Origin of the sequence: Streptomyces sp. NPDC053427, from assembly GCF_044544985.1 — a bacterium.
Lineage (GTDB): Bacteria > Actinomycetota > Actinomycetes > Streptomycetales > Streptomycetaceae > Streptomyces.
Window position 1 is genome coordinate 49,569 of record NZ_JBITYA010000003.1, and the last position, 15,191, is coordinate 64,759.

The window sequence follows — 15,191 nt, forward strand, 5'->3', positions numbered from 1 at the left end:
GCCGACGTGATTCAGGCCACCACAGAATCAATGCTGCGGACCGAACCTTGAGGAGTGCGGACCACAGGGTTAGCCGGGCGCGGAGGACTCGCGTTGACGCGCAGACATGCGACTTACTAGTGTACTTTGCAAGCAAATCGATAATCGTTCGAACGTTCTGCGGGGCGGGTTCGTGTGAGAATTTCTGCTGTTGCCGGTCGTTAAGGAAATGGAAACGGTGACGGGGGTTATCCGAAAGGGTGGCGGTCTCGTGGTATTAGCTCAACTGGCAGATTCGGCTCGCGGTACGGCAGGCGCAGCGGCCCCAGAGCAGGCCGCACCGGGCGATGGACGGTTCGGTCGCGCGGGCATGTGCATGGCGTCACTCGACCGAGACCTCACCGTCCAGCACGTCAACCAGGAGTTCTTCGGCCGCTTCGGCGACTCCTCCGGGGACGTCTGCGGGCGCAACTTCCGCGACCTGCTGCACCCGAGTGTGCAGCAGCCGCTGATGAGACAGTTCGCGCGCCTAGTGGAGGGCAAACGGCAGCGCTTCGCCTCGCATGTCGTTGCCGTCGGGTCCAAGGACTCGGCGTTCGTCGGCACGCTGGCCGCCTCCGCTGTCACCGGTGAGACGACGCACGTCGCCGGGGTCCTGGTGCTGATGGACTCGCTGGAGGGCGCGGATTCGGCCGGTACCGAGGTCGTGACCAGCCAGAAGAGGATCCTGACCGAAATCGACGCCCGGATACTCGAAGGCATCGCCGCGGGCGTGTCGACCATCCCCCTGGCCTCGCGGCTCTATCTCAGTCGCCAGGGCGTCGAATACCACGTGACCGGGCTGCTGCGGAAACTCCGGGTGCCCAACCGCGCGGCCCTCGTCTCCCGCGCCTACTCCATGGGTGTCCTGAATGTCGGCACCTGGCCGCCCAAGGTTGTCGACGACTTCATCAAGTAGGACGGTCTCCTGCGCGGCCAGCGTGAACGCGCAGGTGAACTCGCAGGTGAACGCGTAGCGGAGACTCGGCGGCCGGTAGCCCCGGCGCCATGAGAGGGTCCGCTCGATACCCGCCCCTGCGTCCGCCCCGAGCCGGCGCAGGACCGATTGTGCGGCCCGCCCCACCTCCGGCCCCGTGACCAGTTCGCGAACCGGCGGTGGGGCGTTGCTGTGCAATCCCCCCGACGACCCGCCTCGGACGACCCTTCACCCCTTCCCGCGAGCAGTTCGAGGCCCCTCTCCAACAGATTTCATTACGCCATCCATTCAAATGAAGCGCGCGCGTAATTGCTCTGCGGAATCTCCGGCGATCACGCATCCCCCAGCGCGGTCTTGCGCGGCCTTACAGCCCCGTGCCAACGCGACCCCTGACCGTTTTTGTGGTCTGGCTGCAACCCGAGACATTACGTATGCCTTACGTACGCGCCGTTGGTCTTGCGCCGACGTCGACTCGCCGTCCCACTCGGCGTTGCACAATGGGCATTTTCGCACCGGGCTCATGTGGCATCTATTCCTTGCCATGTGCCACAGAGTTCGGTCGGGAAAGTAAATTCCATGTAGCCCCTCAGCGACGAATCCGATGGATCCCGATGGGTAATCGGACGGGGAAACGGGCAGCCGGCGTGTGGTTTTCGCCCTCAACGGTGTGGCCTTTGCGCCCGTTTCCCTGCGGCGGCCTCGTCATCATGCTCGTCCCGTAGGCTGGGCCGATCGTGCGCACCCCACTCGTGCAGTCCGTTGCCCCCCCGCCTGCTCGCCCGTCGACCTCGGCGCCGCCGGCTGTCGGACGACCGGTTGCGCGCCACCAAGGGCGGGGCCACTACACCGAAGATGGCAGATGGTGCCGTACGGCGCTCGCGCCCGCACCGTTGTCCGGTCCGCTGTCCGCTCCCTTTGTCGCTCCGCTGAGAGGAACGTTCGATGAAGTACCGCAAGTTGGGGGCCGACGGCCCCGCGGTGTCCGCGATCGGCCTGGGCTGCATGGGCATGTCGGTCGCGTACGGCGTACCGGACGAGGAGGAGTCCCAGCACACCCTGGATCGCGCCCTTGAGATGGGCATCTCCCTTCTGGACACCGCGGACGCCTACGGACGGGGCAGCAACGAGGAGTTGGTCGGCCGCTGGCTGAGTCGGCACGCAAAGGAACGGGACCGGATAGTGGTGGCGACGAAGTTCGGACTCCGTCATGACGCGGCCACGGGCCGGGTCGGCGACGTCGACACTTCCGCCGCGTACGTTCCGGTGGCCTGCCGGGCCTCGCTGGTCCGTCTGGGCATTGAGCACATCGACCTCTACTACGTACATCGCCGCAACCCCGTCACACCCATCGAGGAGACGGTCGGTGCCATGTCCGAGCTGGTGGAGGCAGGGCTGGTACGCCATATCGGGCTGAGTGAGGTCAGCCCGGCGACGCTGCGCAAGGCCCATGCCGTCCACCCGGTCAGCGCGGTCCAGGTGGAGTACTCCCTCTTCACCCGCGGCGTGGTGGAGGGTGAACTGCTCGCCACCTGCCGGGAACTGGGCATCGCCGTCGTGGCCTATTCCCCGCTCGGGCGCGGCATGCTCACCGGGGCCGTCTCCTCCCGCGGCGACCTGGTCCCGCAGGACAACCGTCGGCGCTGGCCCCGGTTCGCCGACGAGAACATCCAGCGCAACCTGGCGCTCGTCCAGGCCGTACGGGACGTCGCCGAGCGGATCGGCTGCTCGCCCGCCCAGGCCGCGCTGGCCTGGCTGCTCGCCCAGGGCGAGGACATCGTGCCCATCCCCGGTACCAAGCGCCGCCGCTATCTGCAGGAGAACGCCGTTGCAGCGACACTGGTTCTGACCGAGGCCGATCGCGACCTGCTGCGCCAGGCCGTACCCGAGGAGGCGGTGGCGGGCGAGCGCTACCCGGAAGCGGCCCTGGAGAGGCTGGGCCACTGACCGCACTTCACGCCCACGAGCTCGTCCTGGCCGAACCTGGTCGAGCGGTGGTTCGCCGAAGTCACACCCGCGCGACCGTGTCCTGGCGGTCGACCTCGCCTACCGGGGCGAGCCGGTCTCCGGCGCTGCCCGAACAGACAGCTCCCGTTCAGCAACTACCCGGAAGCTGTGTGGCGGGCGGCCGGTGAGGCGCCGGACCGTGTCGGTGGTACGGTCCTCGGCTCCCTCGGCGATGGCGCTGTCCATGTCGGCCAGCATCGTGGCGAACTCCCTCGGTATCACCGCGGCCAGACGGTCGCGCATGTCGTCATGGGACAGGCGGTGGTGGACCACCGAGCGGCCGGTGACCTGGGTGACCGTCGCGGCGATGTCGTCGTAGCTGAGTGCCTCCGGCCCCGTCAGGACCAGGTCGGTGTCGGGTGCGCGGTCGTCGGTCAGGGCGTGCACGGCGACGGCGGCGATGTCGTCGGCGTCCACGAAGCCGACGCGGCCGGTTCCGGCAGCGGTCAGGATGACGCCGTCATTGCGGATGCTGTCGGCGTGGGCATGCGCCCCGGTGAAGTTCTGCATGAACCAGGAGGGCCGCAGGACCGCCCACTGCTCGAACAGACCGGGCAGGGTCTGGTGCACCGCTCCCACCGCCGGGCCGCCCTCGGGGATGGCCGAGGAGCTGAGGAGTACGGCACGGCGTACGCCGACGGCGCGGGCCTGTCGGAGGAAGGGCAGCATGACCGCGGCCGGGTTCGGGTCGCCGACGGGCGGGACGAGGTAGACGCGGTCGGCTTCGCCAAGGGCGTCGCCGAAGGTGGCGGGGTCGTACCAGTCGAAGCGGACCGGTTCCGCGCCGGCGAGCGGGGTGGCCCGGCGGCTGGCGGCCTTGACGCGCTGACCGGCGGCGATCAGCTGTGCGGTGGTGCGGCTGCCGGTGGTGCCGGTGGCGCCGATGACCAGGACGGTGCCGGTGGCGGTCATCGGGCGCTGCTCCCCGTGAAGTTCGTCCCGGGTTCTTGGACGGCGAGGGGGCTCCAGTAGTCGCGGTAGGAGGTGAAGCGTCCGTCCTGAGCGGTCACGACGGCGATGTAGGTCATGTCGAAGGGGGCGCCGGTCTCGACCATGCGGCCCACGCCGCGCATCTCGACCACGATGGTCCCGGGGTCGGTGGTCTGGTGGATCCGCAGGTCGGGAAAGTCGTGCAGGTCGATGTGGTCGGGGTAGTCGCGCATATAGGCGGCGATGGCCGCCCTGCCCTCCAGGCGCTGGGGCCACCCCGCGGGAGCGAAGGGGAACTCCATGGTGCCGTGCTCGGCCCAAAGGCCGACCCAGGCGGGGATGTTCTTGTCCAGCAGCAGACGCAGGCTGTGGCGGTACAGGTCCGCCGGTGAGGTGTTCGTGGGCATGAGCTTCTCCATCCCGTACGATACGGACCCGAGGTCCGCTTTTTCGAACGATACGGACCACGGGTCCGCATTGCAACTGGAGGTACCGCATGCCCGAGCGCAAACCACGCAAGGACGCGGCCCGCAACCGGGCTGCCGCCCTCGCCGCCGCCGACACGCTCTTCACCCGCTGCGAGCGCCCCGAGGAGGTCACCATGGCCGACATCGCGGCGGCGGCCGGCGTCGGCAAAGGCACGCTCTTCCGTGCTTTCGGCGATCGCACCGGGCTGATCCGCGCGTTGTACGGGGCGCGGCTCCAGCCGATCGAGGACGCCGTGGAAGAGGGCCCGCCGCCGCTGGGGCCCGCAAGCCCGCCGTTGCAGCGCGTACCGGCCCTGCTCGACGCCGTCCTGTGCTTCAAGCTCGACAACCGCCACCTCGCACTGGCCTTGGAGGAAACCGGCACGGACAGCCCCTACCGGACGGAACACTACGAGCGCTGGCACGCCCTGCTCCGCGACCTGCTGGAGCGCATCCCGGGCGTCGCCGACAGCGACTTCGCCGCCCACGCACTGCTCGCCGCGACCCGAGCCGACCTCGTCGCACACCTGGCCGGCGAGAAGCGGATGCCACGTGAGGAACTACGGGACCGACTGGCGAAGTTCACCGCCGGAGTCCTCGGGGCATCGGGTGAAGCGGGTCTGCGCGCCGGTCCCTGAGGCGTGCACTCAAGGACTCGGGCGGTGAGAGTGCAGGGGCGAAGGCCTCACGCGCCGGACGGCCGATTCCGGAGGCGCGAACGAAACCCCCTTGCCCAATGGTCAAGAAACGTTGACCATTGGGGGCGTGCCTACCGATGATCTTCCCGAGACCTTCCACGTCACCACGGACGAGCAGCTACGCGCCGTTTCCAATCTCACGCGTCACCGGATCATGGCCGTGCTCCGCTTCGAGCCCGCGACGATTTCGCAGATCGCCGAGCGAGTGGGCCTTGCGAAGGGGAGTTCCAGCTACCACGTACGGCTGCTCGAACGGGCCGGCCTGGTGAAGGTGGTCCGAACGCGGAAGGTCCGGGGGGTCACCGAGCGGTACTACGCAATGGCCGCGCGGGCGATCGTGCTGCCGGATCCGGGCGAGGGCGGGCCGGATGTGCTGATGCGGCATGCGGTGGCGGACCTGGAGGCAGCGCCGGTGGATGGCGAGCGGCACGTACGGATGGCGCATCTACGGCTCACCGAGGAGCAGTTCGCGGAGCTGGGGGCGCGGCTGCAGGCACTGGCGGACGAGTACCGGGAGCTGTCCGATCCGTCGCTGCCGGACGCGTCACTCGTCTTCGCACTGTTCCACCCGGCATCGCGCGAGCAGGCCGAAGGGGACGTCGCATCGCGCGAGCAGGCCGAAGGGGACGTCAAGTGACCACGAGCGTACGGAAGTTGCCGACCGCGTTCGGACGGTTGTGGACTGCGCAGACGGTGTCCTCGCTCGGTGACGGGGTGTCGCATGCCGCGCTGCCGCTGCTCGCGTTGACGTTGACGCGGGATCCGATGGCGCTCGCCGTCGTCACGGCCGCCGGAACGCTGCCGTGGCTGCTCTTCGGGGTGCTCGGCGGTGCGCTGGTGGACCGCTGGGACCGTCGGCGCACGATGTGGGTCATGGACGCGGCGCGCGCGGTGCTGCTCGCGATGCCGGCAGCGGCTGCCGCGCTCGACGTGCTGAGCATTCCCCTGCTCGCGGCCGTGGCCTTCCTGCTCGGCCTCGGGGGACTCTTCTTCGACACGGCCGCCACGGCCTATCTGCCGGATCTGATCGGCCGCGATCCTGCGCTCCTGGAGCGCGCCAACTCCCGCCTGCGCGGCACCCAGACCGCCGCGTCCGGCTTCGCGGGGCCGCCTGCGGGCAGTGCCTTACTCGCGCTCGGGCGGGCGGTTCCGCTGCTCGCCGACGCGGTGTCGTTCGCGCTCTCCGCACTGCTCGTACGGTCGCTGCCCGCCGCACCCCGGCCTGTACCGCAGGCCCGTGAGTCGCTGCTGCGGCAGGCGCGGGCCGGCGCCTCCTACGTATTCCGGGATCAGTTGCTGCTCGGGCTCGCGCTGCGGCCGGCGGTCGGGAACATCGCCTTCCTCGCCGTGGAGACCGTACTCGCCCTCTTCGCGCACGATCGTCTCGGCATCGACACCTTCGGCTTCGGACTGCTCCTCACGGCGGAGGCCACCGGTGGTCTGCTCGGCGCGGGCATCGCCTCCTTCCTCGGCCGACGACTCGGCACCGGCACCGCGCTGACCTGCACGGCCGCAGTCGAGGGACTCGCCATCCTGGGCCTTGCCGTCGCCCCGAACCCGTACGTCGCCGGGCTGGCGCTCGCCGTCTGCGGAGCGGGCATGGGCGCCACGATGGTGCTCGGCCCCTCCCTCCGACAGGCGATCGTCCCTGCCCACCTGATGGGCCGGGTCGCCTCCACCTCCCGCATGCTCGCCATGTGCGCCGCCCCGTTCGGCGCCTTCCTCGGCGGCTGGCTGGCCACCACCTACGACGTACGCACCCCGCTCTACGCCGCCGCCGGCCTCCTCCTCACCATGACCGCCGTCACGTCGACCATGACCGGCAACCGCCGGGTCGAGGCGGCGCTGCGTGCCGCCGCCCCGGCCGAAGATCCAGATCATCCGGAATCCTGGGATCCCGTTCAGGAGGGTGCCAAGTAGGGCTCCGCGAGGTCGTTGAGCCAGTGCTGAGCCCAACTCGGCGTTCCTGCCTCGGCCCCGGAGCCCAGCGGGCCGGCGCCGCCGTCCCTCCTCGTCGTCCTCGACAGCCTCCGGGTCCCGGAAGCGGCGCAGCGGCGTGAGAACCGGCACCGCCGAGAACCGCTCCGCGCCAAGCGGGAAAGGCAACCAAAGGCATACCCCGGGAGTCACACGTTGTCGTTGGAACCACTTACTCCCCACGGAGGAATGCAATGCCCTCTCGTCTCTTCGGCCGCCGCACGTTAGGCGCCGCGTCGGCGCTGTCGCTGGCTCTCGGTGCGGGGCTGTCCGCTCCGGTGCTGCTGGCCGGTACGGCCGGTGCCGCGACGTCGTCGGCCACCGCCGCGCTCAGCGGCGGGACGGTCGTCTATGCGGCCGGCCTCGGCCAGACCAACAAGGTGTCGGTCACCGCGTCGAAGGCCGGCGCGGATATCGCGTACCTCATCGACGACGTCGTCACGATCAGTGCGGGCAATGGCTGCACCTACCCCAGCAGTACGGACCGCACGAAGGTCTCCTGCAAGGTCGCCACGATGGACAGCCAGGACCCGTACGCCACCCTTGAGATGTCCCTCGGCGACGGCAACGATGTCGTCGCCTACCACAACAAGACCGACCAGACGTACTACTTCGCCTCGATCGACCTGGGGGCCGGCAGGGACACCTTGACCGAATCCGGCCGCGTCGAGGGCAACGATGTCAGCGGCGGGGCGGGTGACGACACCCTGAGCGTGGGTGCGGTCACGGTAGTGCGCGGCGGGGAGGGTACCGACACGATCCACGCCGCCGACGGCACCATCGCACAGGGCGGCGACGGCAACGACACCCTTTACTCCACCGGCGACGACAGCGCCGTCGACGGCGGTGCCGGCAACGACGTGATCCACGGCGGCGAGGCCAGGCAGAGCCTGTCCGGCGGCGACGGCAACGACACGCTCTACGGCGGCCCCGGGAAGGACTTCCTCTACGGTGGCAGGGGCCACGACGTCCTTTACGGCAACGGCGGCGAGGACACGATCTACGGGAACAGCGGCAACGACAAGTTGTACGGCGGTCCCGGCGCCGACACCCTCTCCGGCGGCCCCGGCACGGACGTGGTCCATCAGGACTGACCCCCACACCGCTGGCCCGAGGGCGAAGCGCCTGTCGGCGCCGGAGTACTGCAGGAAGAATGCGGTCAGAAGGATCCCAGGTCGGCGGAGACCCAGTGTTCCGGCCGCATGTAGAGGGCGACGTGTTCACCGAGCTGGGTGCGGTCGTATTCCACGAAGTCGGCGACCTTGTCCTGAGGGAGGTACCGCGCGGCCATTTCCCAGGATCGCTCGCGGCTGTCTGCTTCCGTCCTGGTTACCGGTCCCTCCACCGACACATAGCGCACGGTCGGCTCGGTCCGCTGCACCATCAGGCTGAAACGCCCTGCCGACCGAATCGCTTGCGCCTTACGGGAATCAGGCCCGGTACGCACCCACAGTTCGCCACCCGGCGTGTAGTGATACCAGATGGGAACTGTCAGCGGTGCGCGGTCCGGCCGTTCGACCACCGACAGCGCTCCGATATGAGGCTCCGCCAGAAACTGCTCTCGTTCTCGCATCGACAGCGTCATACGGCCGACCATAGCCCCACGGGACAGCCGCCCACCCGCGCGTACGAGCCCTCTGACTTCAAGAACGCCAGGGTGGCGGGATCGAGGATCTCCGAGAATCCGGATACGGCACGATCGAGCACCGCCTTGCCCACACGGCCAGCAACCTCGCCGTGTGGTCATCTGCTCACCGTGCGTAAATCTCCACAAGTAACTTGGCAAAGTTACTTGTCGAGTCTTACGCTGGGGTCATGACTTCGAACCCCCGGCCGCAGCAGTCCGCTGCGGCAGCACAGCGCCTCAACGACGCGCTGAAACGGCTGCGCGCCCGGCTGCGCACGGAATCGGGGCAGCATGCGATCGGCCTGACCACCACGCAGCTCAGCGTGTTGAGCAGCGTCGTGCGGCAGGGTCCCATCACCGCGGCGCGGCTCGCCGCCGTCGAGCACGTCAGTGCGCAGGCCGTCGCGCAGAACGTCGCGGTCCTCAAGGCCGCCGGGCTCGTCCACAGCGAGCCCGACCCGCAGGACGGCCGCAGGAAGCTGATCAGCGCCGATCCCTCCGCGACCGAGATGATCGGCACGCTCCTGGCCGGTCGCGACACCTTCCTGGCGCGCGCCATCGACCAACTCGTCACGAACGCGGACGAGTTCAAGGACGTGGAGAAGGCCATCGAGCTGCTGGAGCGACTGGCCGCGGCCGATCTGAGCGACGGCGCGATATGAAGACCGGCACAAGCCGGGCCGACGCCCCGACACGCGACCTCGCGCACAAGCCCTTCGCGTGGACGTTCACCACCCCGCTCTATGTGGGCTCCAGCCTCAACCCCGTCAACAGCTCCATCATCGCGACGGCCCTGGTGCCGATCGCCGCCGATCTGCACGTCTCGGTGGGCAGTACCGCCGTCCTCGTCTCCTCGCTCTACCTGGCCAGCGCCGTCGCGCAGCCCACGGCGGGCAAGCTGGCGGAGGTGCTCGGTGCGCGCCGGATCTTCCTGTCCGGCATCGTGCTCGTCCTGCTCGGCGGCCTCGTCGGCGGCCTCGGCCAGAACCTGGCGATGCTGACCGTTGCCCGGGTCCTGATCGGCATCGGCACCTCGGCCGCCTTCCCCTGCGCGATGGTGCTGATCCGGCGCCGGGCCGGGGAGGCCGGTCTCGACGCCCCGCCGGGCGGGGTGCTCGGCGGCATCGCGGTCGCGGGCATGGCCACCGCCGCCGTCGGCCCGCCCATCGGCGGACTGCTGGTCGGCGCCGCGGGCTGGCGCTGGGCCTTCCTGATCAACCTTCCGGTCACCGCGATCGCGATGGTGATGGCCGTGCGCTGGCTGCCCAAGGACGCCGTGCTCGACCGCGCGCACCAGGGCTTCCGCGTGGTCGCCGACCGGATCGACCTGCCCGGCATTCTCGGCTTCGCCGCGTCGATGAGCGCGCTCGTCATCTTCCTGATGGGCCTTCCGGAGGTGGAGTGGGCCGCGCTCGCCGTCTTCGTCCTGGCCGCCGTGCCCACCGTCGTATGGGAGCTGCGCAAGACCGCGCCGTTCTTCGACTTCCGCGGCCTCGCGGCCAACGGCGCCCTCGCCCGCACCTATCTGCGCCAGGCGCTCTCCCTGCTCGGCGTCTACTCCGTGATGTACGGGATGACCCAGTGGATGGAGGCCGCGTACGGCCTTTCCACCCTCCAGGCGGGGTTGATGCTGCTGCCGATGGGAGCGGTGTCCGCGCTGATCTCGCGCCCGCTCGCCAGCCGCAATCTGGTCCGAGGACCGCTGATCGCCTCGGCGGTGACCATGCTGCTCGGCTCGGTCGGCATCATGCTGCTCACCTCCAACAGCCCTGCCCTCGCACTCGTGTTGGTGTCCCTGGTCTTCGGCATCACGTCCGCCACCACCATGGTCGGGAACCAGACGGCCCTCTATCTCGCGGCGCCGCCCGAGCAGATCGGCACCGCCTCCGGGCTCTTCCGGACCTTCGCCTACCTCGGCAGCATCACCTCCGCCGTGATCGGCAGTCAGGTCTTCCGCGACGGGGCGAGCGACCACGGTCTGCACACGCTCGGCATCGTGCTGGTCGGGGCGGGCCTCGCGGCCCTGCTGCTGACCGTCCTCGACCGCCGCCTGATGGGCCGCGGGCCGAAGAACGCCCCCAGCACCTCCAACACCCCGCACACAAAGGAGAGTTCCGCGTGACCACCCCCACCCTGCCCCCGATCGACCCCGAGCGCACCGCCCTGCTGGCGATGGACTTCCAGGACGGGATCGTCCCCCTCGCCCCCGACGCCGACGCGCTCGTCGAGCGGGTCAAGGGCGCCATCGCCGACGTCCGCTCCGCCGGCGGCACCATCGGCTACGTCCGTGTCGCCTTCACCGAGGACGACTGGGCGGCGATCCCGGAGACCAACAAGACCTTCAGCGCGGTCGCCGCGGCGAAGCGGATGCACCACGAGGACATCGCCACCCGGATCGACGAGCGGATCGCCCCCGAGGACGGCGACATCGTCGTACGCAAGGTCCGCATCGGCTCGGGCTCCACCACCGATCTCCACCAGCAGTTGCGCGACCGGGGTATCGACACGCTGATCCTCGCCGGGATCAGCACCAGCGGCGTCGTCCTGTCCACCCTCAACGACGCCGCCGACCGCGACTACCGTGTCTACGTCCTGTCCGACGGCGTCGCCGACCCCGACCCCGAGGTCCACCGGGTGCTGGTGGACAAGGTGTTCCCGTCCCGTGCCCATGTCATCGACACCATCGGGCTACGTGCGCTGCTGGCGTCCGCCTGACATGCAGCCGCTCGGCGCTCCGGCTCGGGGATCTCCCGCGGCGGGGCTCATCGCGCAACGTCTGAGCCAGGCGGCGGACATCCTCGCTGAGCCGGTCCACCCCGGACTGACCCGCGCCACCCTGCATGCGACGGTCGCCGGGACGCCTGTGTACCCGCGCATCGGCTTCAAGCCGAACTCACCGATCCGCTTCTACGGGCTGAGGAGCTGATCCAGGTCGGGGTGCTCGTGTTCGCAGGCGTCGTCGATTCCGTACGTGTCCCACGCGGGGAACGGGTCGTCGCGGAGTCGTTCCCCGTCCGCCAAGAGGCAGTCGGTCAGGGCCGCTTGTAGTGCCTCGACGCGCAGACCGGTGCCGATGAAGACCAGTTCCTGGCCCTGGCTGTCGTCGGCATCGCGGGCCCCGGACGGCTCGAAGCGTGCGACTGCTCCGGCCTGCGACCACAAGCCCGTGACGTTCGGGCGGCTGGCCAGCCAGAAGAAGCCCTTGGAGCGCAGGATGCGACCGTAGGCGCCGCTGTCCAGGCCCTCGGTGACGAAGGTCCACAGTCGGCCCGGGTGGAATGGCGTATCGGCGCGGAAGACCGTGCTGGAGATGCCGTATTCCTCGGTTTCCGGGAGGTGGTCGCCGTTGAGTTCCTGCACCCAGCCAGGGGCCTGCTGGGCCCGCTCCAGGTCGAAGAGTCCGGTGCCGAGGATGTCGCCGGGGTTCACCCGGCCGTGCCGGGCGGGCACGATGCGGGCGGCCGGGTTGAGGCGGGCGAGCGTGGCACGGAGGCGGTCGGCGCTGTCCGCGTCGACGAGGTCGGTCTTGTTGAGGACGATGACGTCGGCGAACTCGATCTGGTCCATCAGCAGGTCGCTGACGGTGCGTTCGTCCTCCTCGTACTGGTCCAGCCCCCGTTCGGCCAGTCCGTCGCCGCCGGCCAGCTCCGGCAGGAAGTTGGCGGCGTCGACGACGGTGACCATCGTGTCGAGCCTGGCGAGGTCGCCCAGGGTCGCTCCGTCGTCGCGCGGGAAGGCGAAGGTGGCCGCGACGGGCATCGGTTCCGATATGCCGCTGGATTCGATGAGGAGGTAGTCGAAGCGGCCCTCGCGGGCCAGCCGGTCGACCTCTTCGAGCAGGTCGTCGCGCAGGGTGCAGCAGATGCAGCCGTTCGTCATCTCGACCAGGCGTTCCTCGGTACGCGAGAGGGCGGCCTGGCCCCCGCGCACCAGCGTCGCGTCGATGTTGACCTCGCTCATGTCATTGACGATGACCGCGACGCGCAGGCCGTCCCGGTTGCCCAGGACGTGGTTGAGCAGGGTGGTCTTGCCCGCTCCGAGAAAACCGGACAGGACGGTGACGGGCAGTCGGTGGTGGATCATTCCGTCGGCTCAGCTCTCGGGGCGCAGCAGGCCGCGTGCGTACGCCTTGGCCAGTCGCTGCGGGACGAGGTAGGGGGTGCCGTCGACGGTGACGGGTACGAGCTGGGGGGTGCTGGCCTTCCACTGGGCGCGGCGGTGGCGGGTGTTGCTGCGGGACATCTTCCGCTTGGGTACGGCCATGGGGACCTCCTGAAGGGGTGTGCGGCGGACGGACGCCACTCTATATGGAAATGGATTCCATTTCCAAAAGGGCGAAGCTCAGGCGTGCCGCAGAGTCTGCCCACGAGGCCGCGCATTCCGGGGCCGACGAGTGTCACCGTACGATGACATCACTTGGTGACATCGTCGACAGGAGGACCCCGCCGTGGAAGCCGCAGATACGACCCCCTCGCTGAGGGAACGGGCGCTGGTGCCGGTGCTGCTCTCGGTGGGGATGCTGGTGGCGATCATCAGCAGCCTGGGCGCGCCGCTGATCCCGACGATCGCGCGGGTGGACCATGTGTCCCTGGGCGTGGCCCAGTGGTCGTTGACGGTGACGATGCTGGTGGGCGCGGTGGCCACCCCGCTGATGGGGCGGCTGGGGGACGGGCCGCACCGCCGGAAGGTGATCCTCGGGGGCCTGGCGGTGGCGCTCGTGGGCAGTCTGCTGGCGGCGCTGCCGACGGGCTTCGCCGGGCTGGTCGTCGGGCGGGGACTGCAGGGCATCGGCATCGGCCTCACCCCGCTGGCCATGGCCGCCGCCCGGGACGCGCTGCCGCCCGAGCGGGCGCGGCATGCGGTCGCCACCCTCTCCCTGACCGCGGCCGCCGGAGTGGGGCTGGGCTATCCGCTCACCGGGGTCCTAGCCGCATACCTGGGGCTGCACTCCGGATTCTGGTTCGCGGCGCTCGCCACGGCGCTGGCCCTGGCGGCCCTCTGCGTGGTCCTGCCGCCGTCGCCGCAGCGGCCCAAGCACCCCTTGGACGTTTTGGGCGCGCTGTTGCTGGCCGCGGGGATGGCCGGACTGCTCTACGCGACCACTGTCGGCGGGCAGTGGGGCTGGGGTTCGGCACGGCTGCTCGGGCTGATCGCGGTGTCCGTGCTGCTCCTGACCTGGTGGGTGGTGCACGAACTGCGTACCGCCCACCCCCTGGTCGACGTGCGGCTGGTCCGCGACCGGGCGGTGCTCGCCGCGGATCTCACCGCGCTGATATCCGGAGTGGCGATGTACGTCATGTTGTCGCTGGTGACCCAGTACGTGCAGACGCCGACGTCGGCCGGCTACGGCTTCGGCGCCTCGGTCGTGGTCGCCGGTCTGGTGCTGGTGCCCTTCTCGGCGGCCAGCATGGTCTCCGGCCGTCTGGTGCGGATGGTCTCCCGCAGGGTCCCGCCCGCCCGTCTGCTGCCCCTGGGCTGCCTGGTGTCCCTGGGGGGAACCGCGCTCTTCGTCTGCGCTCGGGGCGGTCTGTGGGAGGTGTTCGTCACCATGGGCCTCATCGGTCTGGGCGCCGGCGTCACCATGTCCGTGATGCCCGCGATGATCGTGGGCGCGGTCCCGGCGCACGAGACCGGCAGCGCGATGAGCTTCAACCAGGTGGTGAAGTACATCGGGTACTCCACCGGCAGCGCCTTCGGCGCGGCCGTCCTCGCGGCTCATACCGGTGCCCAGGGGCTGCCCACCGAGGGCGGCTACGGGGTGGCCGCGCTCTCCGCCTGCGCGGTCTGGGTGGTCACCGCCCTGGCCGGATATCTGCTGGCCCGCGCGCCGCGTCCGGCCGCCGCGTCCCGCCAGGTGTCGCGATCCCCCGAGACGGCACCGGCCGCCGGAACGCATAGGGTGGCCGTGACGGAGCGTGAGATCGACACGCGGGCGGACACGGAGGGACACCGTTGAGCGGGAGACAGGAAGCGCGCCGCAGGGATTCCGCGCAGAGCCGCGAATCGCTGCTGCGCGCGGCGGGCGAACTCTTCGCCGAGCACGGGTTCGACCGCACCACCACCCGGGACATCGGCCGCCGAGCGGGTGTGGACCCGGCCCTCATCGCCCGCTATTTCGGGGGCAAGACGCAGCTGTATCTGGCCACCGTCGAGGCCGAGCGGGGCGACACGGTCCTCGGAGACCTGCTCGATCCGGACCGGCTGCTGGACGTCCTGGAGCGGGCCGACCGCAAGGGGCTCGTCCCGATCCTCCAGGTCGGCGTCCAGCGGCTGAGTGAGCCGGAAGCCGAGGAGGCCGCGCGCGCCGCACTGCACGACCGACTGGTGGAGCCGCTGTACCGGCGCTTCGCGGCCGACGGGAAGGGACGGCCCAGGCTGCGCGCCGAGATGGTGGTGGCGGCGGTCCTGGGCATCGTGCTGGGGCGCCGGTCCGGTTCGTTCGGCGAACTCGGCAAGGTGGAAGCGGCCGACCTGGCCGGCCTGCTCCGGGAAGTTCTCACCGGCGAGGCGTGCTGACGCCCCGTCGACCGCCG

The 15,191-nt window shown here is 69.9% G+C and carries 16 protein-coding genes and 1 pseudogene; 12 read left to right on the forward strand and 5 right to left on the reverse strand.

Annotated elements, in window-relative coordinates; translation table 11 throughout:
* Positions 1-355 precede the first annotated feature (355 nt).
* Both ACIGWZ_RS08155 and ACIGWZ_RS08160 read left to right on the forward strand, forming a co-directional pair.
* The gene (locus tag ACIGWZ_RS08155; protein ID WP_400062060.1) at positions 356-937 is read left to right on the forward strand and encodes a PAS domain-containing protein; all 582 of its coding nucleotides are present in this window, start codon (positions 356-358) and stop codon (positions 935-937) included.
* A 960-nt stretch (positions 938-1,897) separates the two neighbouring features.
* On the forward strand, positions 1,898-2,899 hold the full coding sequence (locus tag ACIGWZ_RS08160; RefSeq protein ID WP_400062061.1) for an aldo/keto reductase: 1,002 nt from the start codon (positions 1,898-1,900) through the stop codon (positions 2,897-2,899).
* A gap of 99 nt (positions 2,900-2,998) precedes the next feature.
* Here the strand turns inward: ACIGWZ_RS08160 and ACIGWZ_RS08165 are convergent, their stop codons facing one another.
* Both ACIGWZ_RS08165 and ACIGWZ_RS08170 read right to left on the reverse strand, forming a co-directional pair.
* Positions 2,999-3,871 (reverse strand): NAD(P)H-binding protein, encoded by an 873-nt coding sequence (locus ACIGWZ_RS08165; RefSeq protein ID WP_400062063.1) that lies wholly within the window; start codon positions 3,869-3,871, stop codon positions 2,999-3,001.
* Positions 3,868-4,296, reverse strand: coding sequence for a nuclear transport factor 2 family protein (locus ACIGWZ_RS08170; RefSeq protein WP_400062065.1), 429 nt, complete (start codon positions 4,294-4,296; stop codon positions 3,868-3,870). Before ACIGWZ_RS08170 ends, ACIGWZ_RS08165 begins: the two co-directional genes overlap by 4 nt.
* Positions 4,297-4,385: 89 nt before the next feature.
* Between ACIGWZ_RS08170 and ACIGWZ_RS08175 the strand changes: the two genes are divergently transcribed.
* The 4 genes from ACIGWZ_RS08175 (at position 4,386) to ACIGWZ_RS08190 (ending at position 8,125) form a co-directional block, all read left to right on the forward strand.
* Positions 4,386-4,994 carry a TetR/AcrR family transcriptional regulator gene (locus ACIGWZ_RS08175; protein WP_400062067.1) on the forward strand — a complete coding sequence of 203 codons (609 nt, stop codon included), beginning with the start codon at positions 4,386-4,388 and terminating at the stop codon, positions 4,992-4,994.
* Positions 4,995-5,121: 127 nt separating this feature from the next.
* Positions 5,122-5,691 carry an ArsR/SmtB family transcription factor gene (locus tag ACIGWZ_RS08180; protein WP_400062069.1) on the forward strand — a complete coding sequence of 190 codons (570 nt, stop codon included), beginning with the start codon at positions 5,122-5,124 and terminating at the stop codon, positions 5,689-5,691.
* A complete protein-coding gene (locus tag ACIGWZ_RS08185; RefSeq protein ID WP_400062071.1) occupies positions 5,688-6,974 on the forward strand; it encodes an MFS transporter in 1,287 nt (428 codons plus the stop codon). Before ACIGWZ_RS08180 ends, ACIGWZ_RS08185 begins: the two co-directional genes overlap by 4 nt.
* 251 nt (positions 6,975-7,225) lie before the next feature.
* Positions 7,226-8,125: a calcium-binding protein gene (locus tag ACIGWZ_RS08190; RefSeq protein ID WP_400062073.1), complete on the forward strand. Its 900-nt coding sequence runs from the start codon at positions 7,226-7,228 to the stop codon at positions 8,123-8,125.
* Positions 8,126-8,190: 65 nt separating this feature from the next.
* On the opposite strand, the gene ACIGWZ_RS08195 is transcribed toward ACIGWZ_RS08190, so the two are convergent.
* Entirely contained in the window at positions 8,191-8,616 is a 426-nt protein-coding gene (locus ACIGWZ_RS08195; RefSeq protein ID WP_400062075.1) for a pyridoxamine 5'-phosphate oxidase family protein, read from the reverse strand.
* A 230-nt stretch (positions 8,617-8,846) separates the two neighbouring features.
* Here ACIGWZ_RS08195 and ACIGWZ_RS08200 point away from each other — a divergent pair, with 230 nt between their 5' ends.
* The 4 genes and pseudogenes from ACIGWZ_RS08200 to ACIGWZ_RS08215 all read left to right on the forward strand — a co-directional run.
* On the forward strand, positions 8,847-9,320 hold the full coding sequence (locus ACIGWZ_RS08200; RefSeq protein ID WP_400062076.1) for a MarR family winged helix-turn-helix transcriptional regulator: 474 nt from the start codon (positions 8,847-8,849) through the stop codon (positions 9,318-9,320).
* Positions 9,317-10,780, forward strand: a complete 1,464-nt coding sequence (locus tag ACIGWZ_RS08205) for an MFS transporter (protein WP_400062078.1) — start codon at positions 9,317-9,319, stop codon at positions 10,778-10,780. Before ACIGWZ_RS08200 ends, ACIGWZ_RS08205 begins: the two co-directional genes overlap by 4 nt.
* On the forward strand, positions 10,777-11,373 hold the full coding sequence (locus tag ACIGWZ_RS08210) for a cysteine hydrolase family protein (protein ID WP_400062080.1): 597 nt from the start codon (positions 10,777-10,779) through the stop codon (positions 11,371-11,373). The genes ACIGWZ_RS08205 and ACIGWZ_RS08210 overlap by 4 nt, the downstream gene beginning before the upstream one ends.
* A gap of 103 nt (positions 11,374-11,476) precedes the next feature.
* Positions 11,477-11,584: pseudogene (locus tag ACIGWZ_RS08215) on the forward strand (GNAT family N-acetyltransferase); the annotation flags it as partial.
* Here the strand turns inward: ACIGWZ_RS08215 and ACIGWZ_RS08220 are convergent.
* Entirely contained in the window at positions 11,566-12,741 is a 1,176-nt protein-coding gene (locus tag ACIGWZ_RS08220; protein ID WP_400062082.1) for a GTP-binding protein, read from the reverse strand. The pseudogene ACIGWZ_RS08215 and the gene ACIGWZ_RS08220 sit on opposite strands and share 19 nt — an antisense overlap.
* A gap of 9 nt (positions 12,742-12,750) precedes the next feature.
* A complete protein-coding gene (rpmF, locus tag ACIGWZ_RS08225) occupies positions 12,751-12,921 on the reverse strand; it encodes a 50S ribosomal protein L32 (protein WP_382976046.1) in 171 nt (56 codons plus the stop codon).
* Positions 12,922-13,105: 184 nt separating this feature from the next.
* On the opposite strand from rpmF, the gene ACIGWZ_RS08230 reads away from it, so the two are divergent.
* Positions 13,106-14,614: an MFS transporter gene (locus tag ACIGWZ_RS08230; RefSeq protein WP_400062085.1), complete on the forward strand. Its 1,509-nt coding sequence runs from the start codon at positions 13,106-13,108 to the stop codon at positions 14,612-14,614.
* Entirely contained in the window at positions 14,611-15,174 is a 564-nt protein-coding gene (locus ACIGWZ_RS08235) for a helix-turn-helix domain-containing protein (RefSeq protein WP_400062087.1), read from the forward strand. Before ACIGWZ_RS08230 ends, ACIGWZ_RS08235 begins: the two co-directional genes overlap by 4 nt.
* The last annotated feature ends 17 nt before the right edge of the window (positions 15,175-15,191 follow it).